Origin of the sequence: Streptomyces sp. NBC_00669 (assembly GCF_036226785.1) — a bacterium.
Classification (GTDB): Bacteria; Actinomycetota; Actinomycetes; order Streptomycetales; family Streptomycetaceae; genus Actinacidiphila.
Genome location: NZ_CP109018.1, coordinates 3,630,355 through 3,645,097, shown reverse-complemented (window position 1 = coordinate 3,645,097; position 14,743 = coordinate 3,630,355). Strand labels below are relative to the sequence as shown.

Annotated in this window: 10 protein-coding genes and 1 pseudogene; 7 read left to right on the top strand and 4 right to left on the bottom strand. The window is 73.2% G+C overall.

What is annotated here, in order from left to right; all coding sequences use genetic code 11:
• Positions 1-165 precede the first annotated feature (165 nt).
• On the bottom strand, positions 166-1,239 hold the full coding sequence (locus OG896_RS14765) for an aminotransferase class V-fold PLP-dependent enzyme (protein WP_329365732.1): 1,074 nt from the start codon (positions 1,237-1,239) through the stop codon (positions 166-168).
• Between the two features lie 84 nt (positions 1,240-1,323).
• On the opposite strand from OG896_RS14765, the gene OG896_RS14760 reads away from it, so the two are divergent.
• A complete protein-coding gene (locus OG896_RS14760; protein ID WP_329365730.1) occupies positions 1,324-2,352 on the top strand; it encodes a LysR family transcriptional regulator in 1,029 nt (342 codons plus the stop codon).
• 341 nt (positions 2,353-2,693) lie between these two features.
• Here OG896_RS14760 and OG896_RS14755 read toward each other — a convergent pair.
• Positions 2,694-2,975, bottom strand: a pseudogene (locus OG896_RS14755) (WhiB family transcriptional regulator); the annotation flags it as partial.
• 514 nt (positions 2,976-3,489) lie between these two features.
• Here OG896_RS14755 and OG896_RS14750 point away from each other — a divergent pair.
• The 4 genes from OG896_RS14750 to OG896_RS14735 all read left to right on the top strand — a co-directional run bounded on the left by OG896_RS14750 (position 3,490) and on the right by OG896_RS14735 (position 8,504).
• A complete protein-coding gene (locus OG896_RS14750; RefSeq protein WP_003948568.1) occupies positions 3,490-4,101 on the top strand; it encodes a response regulator transcription factor in 612 nt (203 codons plus the stop codon).
• 632 nt (positions 4,102-4,733) lie between these two features.
• A complete protein-coding gene (gene shbA / locus OG896_RS14745) occupies positions 4,734-5,351 on the top strand; it encodes an RNA polymerase sigma factor ShbA (protein ID WP_328468178.1) in 618 nt (205 codons plus the stop codon).
• Between the two features lie 351 nt (positions 5,352-5,702).
• Positions 5,703-7,202, top strand: coding sequence for an IMP dehydrogenase (gene guaB / locus OG896_RS14740; protein WP_329365728.1), 1,500 nt, complete (start codon positions 5,703-5,705; stop codon positions 7,200-7,202).
• 180 nt (positions 7,203-7,382) lie between these two features.
• Positions 7,383-8,504: a GuaB3 family IMP dehydrogenase-related protein gene (locus OG896_RS14735; protein WP_329365726.1), complete on the top strand. Its 1,122-nt coding sequence runs from the start codon at positions 7,383-7,385 to the stop codon at positions 8,502-8,504.
• A 101-nt stretch (positions 8,505-8,605) separates the two neighbouring features.
• On the opposite strand, the gene OG896_RS14730 is transcribed toward OG896_RS14735, so the two are convergent.
• Positions 8,606-9,247 (bottom strand): hypothetical protein, encoded by a 642-nt coding sequence (locus tag OG896_RS14730; protein ID WP_329365724.1) that lies wholly within the window; start codon positions 9,245-9,247, stop codon positions 8,606-8,608.
• 187 nt (positions 9,248-9,434) lie between these two features.
• A complete protein-coding gene (locus tag OG896_RS14725) occupies positions 9,435-10,721 on the bottom strand; it encodes a nucleotide sugar dehydrogenase (protein ID WP_329365723.1) in 1,287 nt (428 codons plus the stop codon).
• Positions 10,722-11,047: 326 nt separating this feature from the next.
• On the opposite strand from OG896_RS14725, the gene OG896_RS14720 reads away from it, so the two are divergent.
• Entirely contained in the window at positions 11,048-12,754 is a 1,707-nt protein-coding gene (locus OG896_RS14720) for a glycerol-3-phosphate dehydrogenase/oxidase (RefSeq protein ID WP_329365720.1), read from the top strand.
• A 60-nt stretch (positions 12,755-12,814) separates the two neighbouring features.
• Positions 12,815-14,587: a serine/threonine-protein kinase gene (locus tag OG896_RS14715; RefSeq protein WP_329365717.1), complete on the top strand. Its 1,773-nt coding sequence runs from the start codon at positions 12,815-12,817 to the stop codon at positions 14,585-14,587.
• Positions 14,588-14,743: the final 156 nt, after the last annotated feature.

The following is a 14,743-nucleotide window of genomic DNA, read 5'->3' as shown; positions in this document are numbered from 1 at the left end:
CGCCGTTCTCCCCTAGAGCTCCGCCTGGGAGGTGCCCCCACGCGCCCCTGAGTAAGTGCGGCTCGCCGCGTGCTCGCCCCGGGGGACCCGGGCACGTCCGCGCAACCGGCCACCGGGAGGTGGCCGGAGCCGACAGCACGAGGCACCCCGGGGGTCAGGGGCCCCTCAGGGAGCAAGGGCGTTCAGGACCCGCTCCACGTCGGCTGACGTGTTGTGGAGGTGGACCGCCAGACGGATGGCGCCGAGGGGCGCGGAGAAACGGATGCCGGCGGCGGAAAGGCGGCTCGGGTAGGAGGAGGGCGCCCCCGGCACCGAGACGATCGCCGAGTCCCCCGGCACCGCGGGATACCCGAGCGCGGCGAACCCTTCGCGCAGGCGCGCCGCGAGCGCGAGGTCGTGGGCGCGGACGGCGTCCACGCCCAGCTCGGCGAGGAGCGAGAGGGACGCGGCGGCACCGACGAACGGCAGATACGCCGGGCGGGAGTCGAAGGCGTGCGCGGCGGCCGCGAACCGCTCGATCGGGCCGTAGCAGTTCGCCCAGCGGTCCGCCGCGGCGTACCACCCGGCGGAGCCGGCGGACAGGGCGTCCTCCGCCCCTTCCCGCACCGTGAGGAAGCAGGCCCCGTGCGGGCTCACCAGCCACTTGTAGCCGTGGGCCACCACGAAGTCGTAGTCGTCGGCGCACAGCGGCAGCCACCCCACCGACTGGGTGCCGTCGATGAGGACGCGGGCCCCGGCCGCCGCGGCGGCCGAGCGGATCGCCGGGAGGTCGGCGACCCGGCCGTCCGCGGACTGCGCGCCGCTGACCGCGACCAGCGCGGTGGAGGGCCGGACCGCGTCGGCGATCCCCTCCAGCGGCACCAGCCGCAGCTTCAGGTCCGCGCGGGCCGCGAAGGGCTGGACCAGCGAGCTGAAGTCCCCCTCGAAGGCGACCACCTCCGCCCCGGCGGGCAGCGCGGCGGCGATCAGGCCGACCGCCTCGGCGACGGTACTGGCCAGCGCCACCCGCTCGACGGCGACGCCGACCAGCCCCGCGTACGCGGCCCGCGCGGCGGCCACCGCGGCTTCGTATCCGTCGAGGTCGGGCCGGCCGGCCGCCCACGCGTCGACGGCGGACCGCAGCGCGGCGGCGGTACGGGCCGGCGCCAGCCCGTGGCTGGCCGTGTTGAGGTACCCGGGCGCGATCCCCGCGTACTCGGAGCTGACGATTTCCTGGAAGCGGGAGGCGTCGGTGTCCATGACTCCTGAGCCTGACGGCTCCTCGTCCCAAAGTCCATCAACGATGTCTGTCGTGTGCATCCAAGCTCCGCTTATGGTTGTGGGGTGATCGAGGCACGACATCTACGAGTGCTGCGCGCGGTGGCCCGTACCGGTTCCTTCTCCGCCGCGGCCCGCGAACTGGGCTGTACCCAGCCGGCGGTGAGCCAGCAGATGAAGGCGCTGGAGGGCGCGGCGGGCACCCCGCTGCTGGTCCGCGGTGCCCGCGAGATGCGGCTGACGGAGGCCGGCGAGGTGCTGGTGCGGCATGCGGCGGGCATCCTCGCCGGGCTGACCGCGGCCGAGGAGGAGGTCGCGGCGATCGCCGGGCTGCGGGCCGGACGGGTCCGGCTCGCCTCCTTCCCCTCGGGCAGTTCCACGCTCGTGCCGGCCGCGGTGGCCGATCTGCGTGCCCGCCATCCGGACACCCGCGTCTCGCTGGTCGAGGCGGAGCCGCCCCGGTCGGTGGAGATGCTGCGGGCCGGCGACTGCGACATCACGCTCGCCTTCCGGTACGTGGACCTGCCGACCCCGGCCGAGGAGTCCTGGTCGGACCTGGTGGTGCGCCCCCTGTTCACCGACCGCCTGGTCGGCCTCGTCCCCGAGGGCCACCGGCTGGCGAAGGCGGGAACGCAGACGGGGGCGGAGCCGGGAGCCGGGACGGAGAGCGGGGCGCCGACAGCGGCGGTGGCCGACACGCGTGCCGCCGCGGGCCCGCACGGCTCCCGCGCGGGCGGGGCGCCCGTGCCGTACGCGGAGCTGGCCGCCGAGCAGTGGATCGCCGGCTGCCCGCGCTGCCGCCGACACCTGGTCGAGGTCTGCGAGCGGGTCGGCTTCACCCCCCGGATCGACTTCGCGACCGACGACTACCCGGCGGTGGTCGGCCTGGTCGCCGCCGGTCTGGGCGTGGCCGTGCTGCCCGAACTCGCCCTCGCGGCGGTGCGGACCGACGGGGTGGCCGTGCTGGAGATGGCCCCCGCGGTGGAGCGCGAGGTCGTGGCGCTCACCCTCCCCGACCTCGCCCACGTACCGGCGGTGGACATGATGCTCACCCGGCTGAGCCGGGCGGCGCTTCGTTCCCGAGTCCCCCGATGACCCCCCTCCGATGACCGAGCCCCCCGACACCCCCGGCGGGGCCCGTGGGGACCCCGTCTGAAAAATCGATTCTTCGGAACGGTCGCGGTATCCCGCGGTCAGTAGATGCGCACCGGTTCGGTGTCGCGGTCGGGCTCCATGCCGAGGTCGGGCTCGCCGTCGTACGGGTCGTAGTCGTCGTGGGCGTCGTGGCCGGCGTGCGGGCCGTCCTCGTCGGCGTCCGCCGCGGCTTCGGCGGCGTCGGCCTCCTCCAGGTCCGCGTCGGCATAGCGCTCGTACCGCTTGCGCTCGCGGTCCCGCTCACGTTCGCGCTCGCGTTCGTCGTCGTCCCGGTCGTTGGCGCGGTGGCGCGAGCGGCCCATCATGGCCTCGCGCTCGTCCTCGGTGAGCCCGCCCCACACTCCGTACGGCTCGCGTACGGCCAGTGCGTGGGTGGCGCACTCCGCGCGGACCGGGCAGCGCATGCACACCTCCTTGGCGGCGGCCTCGCGCGCGCTGCGGGCAGCGCCGCGCTCGCCCTCGGGGTGGAAGAACAGCGAGCTGTCGACGCCGCGGCAGGCGGCGACGAGCTGCCAGTCCCATAGGTCCGCGTTCGGGCCGGGAAGGCGGGAGAAGTCTGCCATTGCTCATCCCCTCGAAGCGTGGGTGACGGCCTGGGAGGTCGGCTTCGCTCAGCCGTACGTCCGACCGTACATCTACTGTCGTAGTAGATGTAAATATGACTCATCGCCAATCTAGCGGCGATTACCCCACGCACCAGAAAAGAGCCGCCAAACAGTGCAAATTCCGGCATAAGACCCGTTTGGCAGAATTCGCGAACCCGATCGCTGCGCCGCGCGGGTGGCGCGTCACCCCTCGCGCGGCTGAACCAGGCCGCCCGTCGCCTCGGAAATCACGGCCGCCTCGCCCATCTGACCTGCGACATGGTCGATCCGTACACGCATGATCACGTAGAGTGCACACGACTGCGATCCGACGTCGTAACTCTTTCGGGTGAGGGTCGTTGAGTGTGGCGGAAGCGGTTGGCGGGATCACGTGATTCGGGCACTTGCCCGAGCCGTCAGCCCCAACGGTGAAGATTCGTACTTCGTACAGCCTGGAGGCACAAGTGACGCGGTTCAGCTGCGGAGGGCGGTCATGACTTCCGTCCTCGTCTGCGACGACTCCCCGCTCGCCCGAGAGGCCCTGCGCCGCGCGGTGGCCACCGTGCCCGGCGTCGAGCGCGTTACCACCGCGGCCAACGGCGAGGAAGTCCTCCGCCGCTGGGGTGCCGACCGCTCGGACCTCATCCTGATGGATGTCCGCATGCCCGGCCTCGGCGGCGTGGAGACGGTACGGCGGCTGCTGTCCGCCGACCCCGGCGCCCGCATCATCATGCTCACCGTCGCCGAGGACCTGGACGGGGTGGCGCTCGCCGTGGCGGCCGGCGCCCGCGGCTACCTGCACAAGGACGCCTCGCGCGCCGAACTGCGGGCCACCGTCACCCAGGCGCTCGCCGACCCGACCTGGCGGCTCGCCCCGCGCCGGCTGCGCTCGGCCGAGATGGGCGCCGCGCCCACCCTGACCGCCCGCGAGATCCAGGTGCTCGAAGGGATGAGCCACGGCCGCTCCAACGCGGAGATCGGCCGCGAGCTGTTCCTGTCCGAGGACACCGTCAAGACGCACGCCCGACGGCTGTTCAAGAAGCTCGGTGCCTCCGACCGGGCGCACGCGGTCGCCCTCGGCTTCCGCTGGGGCCTGGTCCGTTAGGGCCGTGTCCCGGTGGGTGTCGGCGGGTCCATTCGGTCGCCCGGACCCCCGGCCGACCTCGGCGAACTCCCGTGGAACTGCCGCGGGAACGCCGGGAAGTCACCGGCGGGTCCTCGGTTTCCCGGGGGAGGACGCATGCTTGACGTATGGACTTCCTCGGGGATCGGTGGGGGCCGGGTATGGCGGAGATGACGGCGGCGGGCGCGCGAGCGCGGCCGTCCGTGCCCGCTCCCGGTGTGAACGGCGGGCCTGACGCCGTGCGGAGCGCGCCTTCCGGTGCGGCTTCCGCGGCTTCGGCAGCCTCGGCTGCTCCGGCGGTGCCGGGCGCCGTGCCAGGCGCGCGGTCGTCCGTTGCCGCGCGCGGCACTTCGTCCGGGGCGCCGTCCGCGGCGCGGTCCGGAACCGGGTCCCCGGCAGGGGCCGGAACCGGGGCCGGAACGGGCGTCGCGACCAGCGTCGCGACCGGCGTCGCAACTGGCGTCGCGACCGGGTCCGATGCCGCGGGCGACTCCGTCCCGGAGGCCGGGTCGGGGGCTCCGTCGGATGCCCTGCCGGGCGGACCGCATAACGCTTCGGTGCAGAAGTACGGCCGCGATGCGGCGAATCGTCCGGTGGCGAGGCACCATGGGGGGATGCGTGACGACGACCCCCCGGCCATCGGTGCCCTCGTTCGTCGCGCGGTCGACGGGGATCAGCGGGCCACCCACGACCTGCTCGCCGCCGTTCACCCCCTCGCCGAGCGCTACTGCCGGACCAGGCTGTCCCGTCTGCCCGGTGACGCGCGGCACTTCGTGGACGACCTCGCCCAGGAGGTCTGCCTCGCGGTGCTGTGCGCGCTGCCCCGCTACCGCGACCTCGGCCGCCCGTTCGAGGCGTTCGTCGTATCGATCGCCGCGCACAAGATCGCCGACCTCCAGCGGGCCGCGATGCGCGGCCCCGGCGCCGCGGTGCCGTCCGACGAGATGCCGGAGAAGCCGGACGACTCGCTCGGGCCCGAGGAGCGCGCGCTGCTCAACAGCGACGCGGCGTGGGCCCGCAAGCTGCTCGCCCGCCTCCCCGACCACCTGCGCGAGCTGGTGCTGCTGCGGGTCGCGGTGGGCCTGAGCGCGGAGGAGACCGGGCAGGTGCTGGGCATGTCGCCGGGTGCCGTCCGGGTCGCCCAGCACCGCGCGCTCAGCCGGCTGCGGGCGATCGCGGAGGAGTCCGGCGCGGTGTCGGCCGAGACGGACGCGTCGGGCCTGAGCGCGTAGCCGTTCCGGGTACAGCGGTCTGAGCGGGTTCAGCGGTTCCGGGGCCGACCGGCGGTCCGGGAGGGTCGCTCGGGTTGAGTCGTTCCGGGGTGAGTTCCCGGGTCGGTCGTTCCCGCTCACGCGTTCCGGGGGCGCTCGTTGCCGCTCCCGCGTTCCCGGGCGGCCGTCCGCGGGCGGCTGTTCGCGGGGAGCCGCCGTTCCGGGGCCGGGGCGCCCGCGTCCCCGGGCGGTGCGAGCGACGCGCGGGGGTGGCGAAGCCGACAGACCGGGCGGCTCCGGGCGGTCAGGGGAATAGCGGCAAAGCCACTACCATTGAACAACTCGCCGGGCAAGACCATTCGGGAAGGTGTCATGTCGCTGAACGCCGACGGAGTAGCCGAGAAGTTCGCCACGCTCGGGCTCACCTACGACGATGTGCTGCTGCTCCCGGGGGCGTCCTCGGTGCTGCCGCACCAGGTGGACACCTCCTCCCTGATCTCGCGGAACGTCCGGGTGAACATCCCGCTGCTCTCCGCCGCGATGGACAAGGTCACCGAGGCGCGGATGGCGATCGCGATGGCCCGCCAGGGCGGCGTCGGCGTGCTGCACCGCAACCTCTCGGTCGAGGACCAGGTCAGCCAGGTCGACCTGGTCAAGCGCTCCGAGTCCGGCATGGTCACCGACCCGATCACGGTCCGGCCCGACGCCACCCTCGGCGAGGCCGACGCGCTGTGCGGCCGGTTCCGGATCAGCGGCGTGCCGGTCACCGACGAGGCCGGGCGGCTGCTCGGCATCGTCACCAACCGCGACATGGCCTTCGAGTCCGACCGCAACCGCCAGGTCCGCGAGGTCATGACCCCGATGCCGCTGGTCACCGGCAAGGTCGGCATCTCCGGCACCGACGCGATGGCGCTGCTGCGCCGGCACAAGATCGAGAAGCTGCCGCTGGTCGACGACGAGGGCCGGCTCAAGGGCCTGATCACCGTCAAGGACTTCGTCAAGGCCGAGCAGTATCCGCACGCCGCCAAGGACGCCGAGGGCCGGCTGCTGGTCGGCGCGGCCGTCGGCGCCAGCCCCGAGGCGCTCGACCGGGCCCAGGCGCTGGCCGCCGCCGGTGTCGACTTCCTGGTGGTCGACACCTCCCACGGCCACAACAGCAACGCGCTGGACTGGATGGCGAAGATCAAGTCCAGCGTCCAGGTCGACGTGGTCGGCGGCAACATCGCCACCCGCGACGGCGCCAAGGCGCTGCTCGACGCGGGCGTCGACGGTGTCAAGGTCGGTGTCGGCCCCGGCTCGATCTGCACCACCCGGGTGGTCGCCGGCATCGGTGTGCCCCAGGTCACGGCGATCTACGAGGCGGCGCAGGTCTGCATCGACGCCGGTGTCCCGGTGATCGGCGACGGCGGCCTGCAGTACAGCGGCGACATCGGCAAGGCGCTGGCCGCGGGCGCGAGCAGCGTCATGCTCGGCAGCCTGCTGGCCGGGTGCGAGGAGTCGCCCGGGGAGCTGCTGTTCATCAACGGCAAGCAGTTCAAGTCCTACCGCGGGATGGGCTCGCTCGGCGCGATGCAGTCGCGCGGGCAGGCCCGGTCGTACTCCAAGGACCGTTACTTCCAGGCCGACGTCTCCTCCGACGACAAGCTCGTTCCCGAGGGTGTCGAGGGGCAGGTCGCCTACCGCGGTCCCCTCTCGGCGGTCCTCCACCAACTGGTCGGCGGGCTGCGGCAGACCATGGGGTACGTCGGCGCGGCGGGCATCGCCGAGATGGAGTCCAAGGGGAAGTTCGTCCGCATCACGGCCGCGGGGCTCAAGGAGTCCCACCCGCACGACATCCAGATGACCGTCGAGGCCCCCAACTACCACGGCTGAACCCGGACGGGACCGCCCGGGTCGCCTGGTTGCCGATCTGCCCGGACCTTGCGGTCCGGGGGTGGCCTGTCGCGCAGTTCCCCGCGCCCCTGGATCACTGCGGCTGCTTCCGGGGCAGGCAACCCACCCGGGGGGACCCGTCATACTGGGCTGCGCAGGACGTACAGAGAGGCGTAGGACGTGACTGAGATCGAGATCGGGCGGGGCAAGCGGGGCCGCAGGGCGTATGCGTTCGACGACATCGCCGTGGTGCCCAGCCGGCGGACCCGGGACCCCAAGGAGGTCTCGATCGCGTGGCAGATCGACGCCTACCGGTTCGAGCTGCCGTTCCTGGCCGCGCCGATGGACTCGGTGGTCTCCCCCGAGACGGCGATCCGGATCGGCAACCTGGGCGGCCTCGGGGTGCTGAACCTGGAAGGGCTGTGGACGAGGTACGAGGACCCGGAGCCGCTGCTCGCGGAGATCGCCGAGGTCGACGACTCCCGGGCCACCGCGCGGCTCCAGGAGATCTACGCCGCGCCGATCCGCGAGGAGCTGATCGGCCAGCGGATCAAGGAGGTGCGCGACGCCGGGGTGACCACGGCGGCGGCGCTGTCGCCGCAGCGTACGGCGCAGTTCTCCAAGGCCGTGGTGGACGCGGGCGTCGACCTGTTCGTGATCCGCGGCACCACGGTGTCGGCCGAGCACGTCAGCGGGTCGCACGAGCCGCTGAACCTGAAGCAGTTCATCTACGAGCTGGACGTGCCGGTGATCGTCGGCGGCTGCGCCACGTACACCGCGGCGCTGCACCTGATGCGGACCGGGGCCGCGGGCGTGCTGGTCGGCTTCGGCGGCGGGGCCGCGCACACCACGCGGAACGTGCTGGGCATCCAGGTGCCGATGGCGACCGCCGTCGCGGACGTCTCGGCGGCCCGCCGGGACTACATGGACGAGTCCGGCGGCCGGTACGTACACGTCATCGCGGACGGCGGCTTCGGCGCGAGCGGCGACCTGCCCAAGGCGATCGCGTGCGGCGCGGACGCGGTGATGATGGGCTCCCCGCTGGCCCGCGCCACCGACGCGCCCGGCCGCGGCTTCCACTGGGGCATGGAGGCGGTCAACACCGAACTGCCGCGCGGCAAGCGGATGAACCTCGGCACCGCCGGGACCACCCAGGACATCCTGCTCGGCCCGTCGCACGCCCCTGACGGCTCGATGAACTTCTTCGGCGCCCTGCGCCGCTCGATGGCCACCACCGGCTACTCGGACCTGAAGGAGTTCCAGCGCGTCGAGGTCACCGTGTCGCCGACCCACCACCGCTGAGGCCGGGAGCGCCGGAGCCGGAGCCCCCGACCGGGAGCACACGAAGGGGCCCGTACCGCGTCCGCGCGGTACGGGCCCCTTCGTCATGCGGTGGTGGCGGCTCAGCTTTCGCCCATCCGCTTGGCCAGGCCGAAGGCGGCGAGCGCGGCGAAGATCAGGAAGAAGACCCGCATCGCGCCGAAGTCCGACTTCCACGCCTTGAAGAGGGTGCCGAAGTGGTGGAAGAGCAGCTGGCTGACGGAGAGGTCCCCGCCCTGCTGGCTGATGTAGTGGCTGATGACCAGCGCGCCGCCGAAGATCTCGCCGAACATCACCGAGAGCAGCGCGAGCACGATCGCCACGAACGGGAGCGCGAGGTTGCGGCCGCCGACCTTGCCCATCGCGACGCCGATCAGCGCGCCGACCGCGAGCGCCGCGTAGCGGAACTCGACCGTGGTGCCGTCGCTCTTGGCCATGGCGCGCAGCAGCCCGCCGTAGGCGAGCGCCGCGACGATGGCGACCACGACGCCGGCCACGATGCCCAGGCCCACGTTGTCGCGGTGCTGGGCGACCGCCGGCGGCGGGTAGGCGTTCGGGTTGAAGGCGGGTGCGGCCTGCGGAGCGCCGTATGGGTTCTGCGGCTGGTTCTGCGGCTGGCCGTACGGGCTCCCGGCCGGCGGCTGGCCGTAGGGGCTGCCGGGCGGCTTCGGGGCGAACGGGTTCTGGCCGGACGGCTGTTGCGGAGGTGGGAAGTTGGCGCTCACGAAAGGTTCCCCCGGGGACGGAAGCGGGTATCGCACAAGGTTGCGCAGGTGCGAAACAGTGACGCCGAAATCTAGCAGGGGGGGATGACAATCGGACAAGATGCTTCATCTGCTCGTTACAGGACCACGACAAGTGTGCGCAACCTCCGCCCCACGGGACCCTGTTGTCCCGTCCCGGGCCCGGGGCCTACAGCCGGGCCGCCGCTCCCGCGGGGGTCGCGCCCCTGGTGTCCAGCAGGAGTTGGGCCTTGACCGCCAGCCCCTGGAGGTCGTAGGTGCGGTGGTGCTGGAGCAGCAGCGTCAGGTCGGCGTCGGCGGCGGCCTCCCACAGCGAGTCGGCGCGCGGCACCGGATGGTCGAGAACGCGCCACTGCGGCACGTACGGGTCGTGGTAGCAGAGTTGGGCGCCCAGTTCCATCAGCCGGGTGCCGATCTCCCGGGCCGGCGCGCCCTCCTGGTCGGCGAGGTCCGCCTTGTAGGTGACACCGAGCAGCAGCACCCGGGCGCCGCGCAGCGACTTGCCGTGCTCGTTGAGCAGGGCCGCGGCGCGCTGCACCACGTAGCGCGGCATGCGGCCGTTGACCTCCTGGGCGAGTTCGACCATGCGCAGCGGGTGGCCGGGGGTGCGCGGGCGGCCGGTGCCGCCGCCGGTGCCGGTGGCGAAGTGCGGTGCCGCGTTGGGGTCGAGGGGCACCGCGTGGCCGCCGACGCCGGGGCCCGGGCGGAACGCCTGGAAGCCGAACGGCTTGGTCTCCGCGCAGCGGATCACGTCCCACAGGTCGACGCCGAGGTCGTGGCAGTAGACCGCCATCTCGTTGGCGAAGGCGATGTTGACGTGCCGGTAGTTGGTCTCCAGCAGCTTGACCGCCTCGGCCTCGCGCGGGCCGCGGGCGCGTACCACCCGCTCGCTCAGCCGGCTGTAGAAGGCGGCGGCCGCCTCGGTGCAGGCGGGAGTGAGGCCGCCGACCACCTTGGGGATGTGGGAGAGCGGGAAGTCGCGGTTGCCGGGGTCGAGCCGGCCGGGGGAGTAGGCGAGGTGGAAGTCGCGGCCGGCCCGCAGCCCGCCGGCCTCGATCAGCGGCCGCAGGTACTCCTCGGTGGTGCCCGGGTGCACCGCCGACTCCAGGACGACGGTGGTGTGCGGGCGCAGGTGCCCGGCGAGCGCGCGGGCGGCGGCGGCGATCGCGGTCAGGTCCAGCGCGTGGTCCTCGCCGAGCGGGGTAGGAGCGCAGATCACAGCGGTTCTGACCCGGCCGAGCACCGCGGGGTCGCTGGTCGCGCGGAAGCCGCCGGCCAGCATCCGGCGCAGTTCGGCCGCGGCCAGGGTGCCCGGCGGCACCCGGCCGGCGTTGATGTCGGCCACGACGGCCGGATCGGGGTCGTAGCCGATGGTGCCGATACCGGCGGCGGTGGCCGCCTGCGCGAGGGGGAGACCGGTATGGCCCAGTCCGAGTACGGCGAGGTCTGCGGGCATCGTTGCGGGTCCTCTCCCTGGAGCCGACCCTCGGTGAGACACACAAAGAGGCTCACAGATGGTTTTAAAACAGGCTAACCAGACAAATCACTGATATGACCACACGGCGCGCCGGGCAGCGCTGGCCGGTCGGCGCGGGTGCGGTCACTATCGAGAGGGAGCGGGTAGGTACGCGGCGGCCCGGTCCGACCGCGCCACCAGCCGCGGAACGCGCTGTGGCGGCGACGCCACGGCACCGATCGGCAGGCGGCAGCGCGACACCGCGCGACAGCGAGCGACACCGAGACACCGAGCGACACCGCAGCGACGCAGTCACGGAGGCACGGATGCGTACGACATCACTCGGCCCGGCGGAAAGGGCCCAGGCTCTCGCCCGGATGGCCGAGCACGAACTGGACATCCTGGTCGTGGGCGGCGGCGTGGTCGGCGCGGGCACCGCGCTGGACGCCGCCACCCGCGGCCTGTCGGTGGGCCTGGTCGAGGCCCGCGACTGGGCGTCCGGCACGTCGAGCCGGTCGAGCAAGCTCATCCACGGCGGCCTGCGCTATCTGGAGATGCTGGACTTCGCCCTGGTCAGAGAGGCGCTGAAGGAGCGCGGCCTGCTGCTGGAACGGCTGGCCCCGCACCTGGTCAGGCCGGTGCCGTTCCTCTACCCGCTCCAGCACAAGGGCTGGGAGCGGCTCTACGCGGGCTCCGGCGTGGCGCTCTACGACGCGATGTCGATCTCCTCCGGGCACGGCCGCGGCCTGCCCGTCCACCGCCACCTCAGCCGCAAGCACGCGCTGCGGATCGCGCCCGCGCTGCGCAAGGACGCCCTGGTCGGCGCCCTGCAGTACTACGACGCCCAGGTCGACGACGCCCGCCTGGTGATGACGCTGGTGCGCACCGCGGCGTCGTACGGCGCGGTGGTGGCCAACCAGGCCCGCGTGGTCGGGTTCCTGCGCGAGGGCGAGCGGGTGGTCGGCGCCCGGGTCGAGGACCTGGAGGCCGGCGGCGAGTACGAGGTCAGGGCCCGTCAGGTGGTCAACGCGACCGGGGTGTTCACCGACGACACGCAGGCCCTGATCGGCGAGCGCGGCCAGTTCCACGTCCGCGCCTCCAAGGGCATCCACCTGGTCGTGCCGAAGGACCGCATCCACTCCAGCACCGGGCTGATCCTGCGGACCGAGAAGAGCGTGCTCTTCGTCATCCCGTGGGGCCGGCACTGGATCGTGGGCACCACCGACACCGACTGGGACCTGGACAAGTCGCACCCGGCCGCCTCCAGCGCCGACATCGACTACCTGCTCGAACACGTCAACTCGGTGCTCGCCACCCCGCTGACCAGGGACGACGTCCAGGGCGTGTACGCGGGCCTGCGGCCGCTGCTGGCCGGCGAGTCCGACGCGACCAGCAAGCTGTCCCGCGAGCACACCGTCGCCCACCCGCTGCCGGGCCTGGTGGTGGTGGCCGGCGGCAAGTACACCACCTACCGGGTGATGGCCAAGGACGCCGTGGACGAGGCCGTGCACGGCCTGGACCGCAAGGTGGCCGGCTGCTGCACCGAGGAGGTGCCGCTGCTCGGCGCCGAGGGCTACCAGGCGCTGTGGAACGGCCGGGCCCGCACCGCCGCCCGTACCGGCGTGCACGTCGCCCGGGTGGAGCACCTGCTCAACCGGTACGGCACGCTCGCCGAGGAGGTGCTGGCACTGATCGACGAGGACCCCGCGCTCGGCGAACCGCTGCCCGCCGCCGACGACTACCTGCGCGCCGAGATCGTCTACGCGGCCCAGAGCGAGGGTGCCCGTCACCTGGAGGACGTGCTGACCCGCAGAACGCGTATCTCGATCGAGACCTTCGACCGCGGCACCGGAAGCGCGCGCCCCGCCGCGGAGTTGATGGCACCCGTGCTGGGCTGGGACCAGGCGCAGATCGACAAGGAAGTCGAGTACTACGAGAAGCGGGTCGAGGCCGAGCGCGAGTCGCAGCTCCAGCCCGATGACCAGACCGCGGACGCCGCTCGGTTGGGCGCGCCCGATATCGTGCCTCTCTAGGCGCCAAGTTCGCCTGGGCGCAAGACGGGAGGCGCCCGCGGGGGACCGGAAGGGCACGACATGAATGGGGCCGGACACGGCGACGAAGGGCGGCTCGTCGCGGGCCGCTACCGGCTGCTCGAACGCATCGGCCGGGGTGGGATGGGCACGGTGTGGCTGGCCGAGGACGAACTCCTCGGCCGGCGGGTGGCGGTGAAGAAGCTGCACCCGCCGCAACCGCACATGGACGACGAGGAGATGGCCACCCTCTTCGAGCGCACCAGACGCGAGGCCCGGGCCGCCGCGCGGATCAGCCATCCCAACGTGGTGGTCGTGCACGACGTGGTCGACGACGCCGGGCTGCCGTCGATAGTGATGGAGTACGTCCCCTCGGTCACCCTGGGCGAACGGCTCAAGGCGCAGGGCCCGTTGGAGCCGGCCGAGGCCGCCCGGGTGGGCCGCGGCATGGTCGCCGCGCTGCGCGCCGCCCACCGCGCCGGGGTGCTGCACCGCGACGTGAAGCCCGGCAACGTGCTGCTCGGCGAGGACTCCCGGATCGTCCTCACCGACTTCGGCATCGCCCAGGCGTCCGGCACCTCGACCCTCACCCGCACCGGCGAACTCATCGGCTCCATCGACTTCCTGAGCCCGGAGCGGATACGCGGCGTCCTGCCCGGGCCCGAGTCGGACCTGTGGGCGCTGGGCGCGACCCTGTACCAGGCGGTCGAGGGCATCTCGCCGTTCCGCCGCCCCACCGCGATCGAGACCGCGTACGCCATCGCCGAGGAGCCGCTCGAACCGCCGGGCAAGGCCGGGGTGCTCGCCGACCTCATCGCCGGACTGCTCGTCAGGGACCCGCAGCAGCGGCTGTCGGCCGAGGATGCCGAGCGGATGCTGCGGCTGCCGGCCGCGGAGACGGACACCGCGGAGGTGGAGCGCGAGCGGTTCGGCGCCGAGCAGTCGCCCCGCACCGGGACCACCGTCGTCACACCGCTGGGCACGGCCACGGCGGCCGGCCCGCAGCAGGGCGCGGACGCCGCTCAGGAGCACCCTGGCGGTGCTGCGGGAGCCGCGGGCGGCCCGGGGGCGCCGCCCGGCCCGGGGGAGCCCGAGCCGGGCGGGCTGGGCCGGGACGACGACACACCGCGGAGCCCGCAGCACAGCGACTCGCTCGCCTCCCACCGGTCGGGCACCGCCCCGCGCCGCCGGCGCCGCGCCCTGCCGTGGATCGCGGCCGTCGCCGTGGCCGCCCTGGCCGCCGGCGGCGCGCTGTACGCCGTCCACCGCTCCCACAGCGGCGGCGCGGACGACTCCGCCGTCGGCAGTCCGACACCGACCGCTCCGACCAGCGCCCCGGCTCCCACCACGGCCCCCGCGCCGACCACACCGCCGCCGCCGAAGCTCCCGGCCGGCTACCGGCTCGCCACGGAGCAGCACGACGGCTACGACTACTCCTTGCCCGTGCCCGAGGGGTGGACCAGGTCCACGCCGAACGGCAGCGACGAGGTCGACTGGCTCACCGCCGACGGGCTGGTCGGGCTGAAGGTCAACGCGCTGCCGTTCGGCAGCACCGACCCCCTGGAGCACTTCGAGGAACTGGAACCGCAGACCGAGAAGCAGGTCGACGGCTACCACCGCAAGCGGATGGACCGCACCCTGGTCCTCGGCGAGCGGGCCGCGCTGTGGGAGTTCACCTTCAAGGGCAAGATCCGCGACTGGCACGCCATCGACATGGGCTTCGGCAAGCCGGGTGGCACCGAGTACGCGATCTACCTGTCGGCCCCCGAGGCCCAATGGCAGCAGTGGCTACCGGTGTTCAACAACGCCGTCGCCGGATTCCGGGCCAAGGACTGACCTGCGGGGTTCGCAAGCACCTTCCCCGTTCGGGGATGATGGGTAGCCGAACCGCCCGACAACCGCCGCCGGTGAAGCCGTTGGCGGCTGCCGCCATCCGGCACGCGCGCAGGCGAGCACCGGTGCGCGCCGCCACCCCGGGAACCAGGCACCCAC

Excerpts from the sequence above, each read along its gene's own strand:
- OG896_RS14715 (WP_329365717.1), top strand. The coding sequence starts at position 12,815 with ATGAATGGGGCCGGACACGGCGACGAAGGGCGGCTCGTCGCGGGCCGC.
- guaB (WP_329365728.1), top strand. The coding sequence starts at position 5,703 with ATGTCGCTGAACGCCGACGGAGTAGCCGAGAAGTTCGCCACGCTCGGG.
- shbA (WP_328468178.1), top strand. The coding sequence starts at position 4,734 with ATGCGTGACGACGACCCCCCGGCCATCGGTGCCCTCGTTCGTCGCGCG.
- OG896_RS14725 (WP_329365723.1), bottom strand. The coding sequence starts at position 10,721 with ATGCCCGCAGACCTCGCCGTACTCGGACTGGGCCATACCGGTCTCCCC.
- OG896_RS14765 (WP_329365732.1), bottom strand. The coding sequence starts at position 1,239 with ATGGACACCGACGCCTCCCGCTTCCAGGAAATCGTCAGCTCCGAGTAC.
- OG896_RS14750 (WP_003948568.1), top strand. The coding sequence starts at position 3,490 with ATGACTTCCGTCCTCGTCTGCGACGACTCCCCGCTCGCCCGAGAGGCC.
- OG896_RS14720 (WP_329365720.1), top strand. The coding sequence starts at position 11,048 with ATGCGTACGACATCACTCGGCCCGGCGGAAAGGGCCCAGGCTCTCGCC.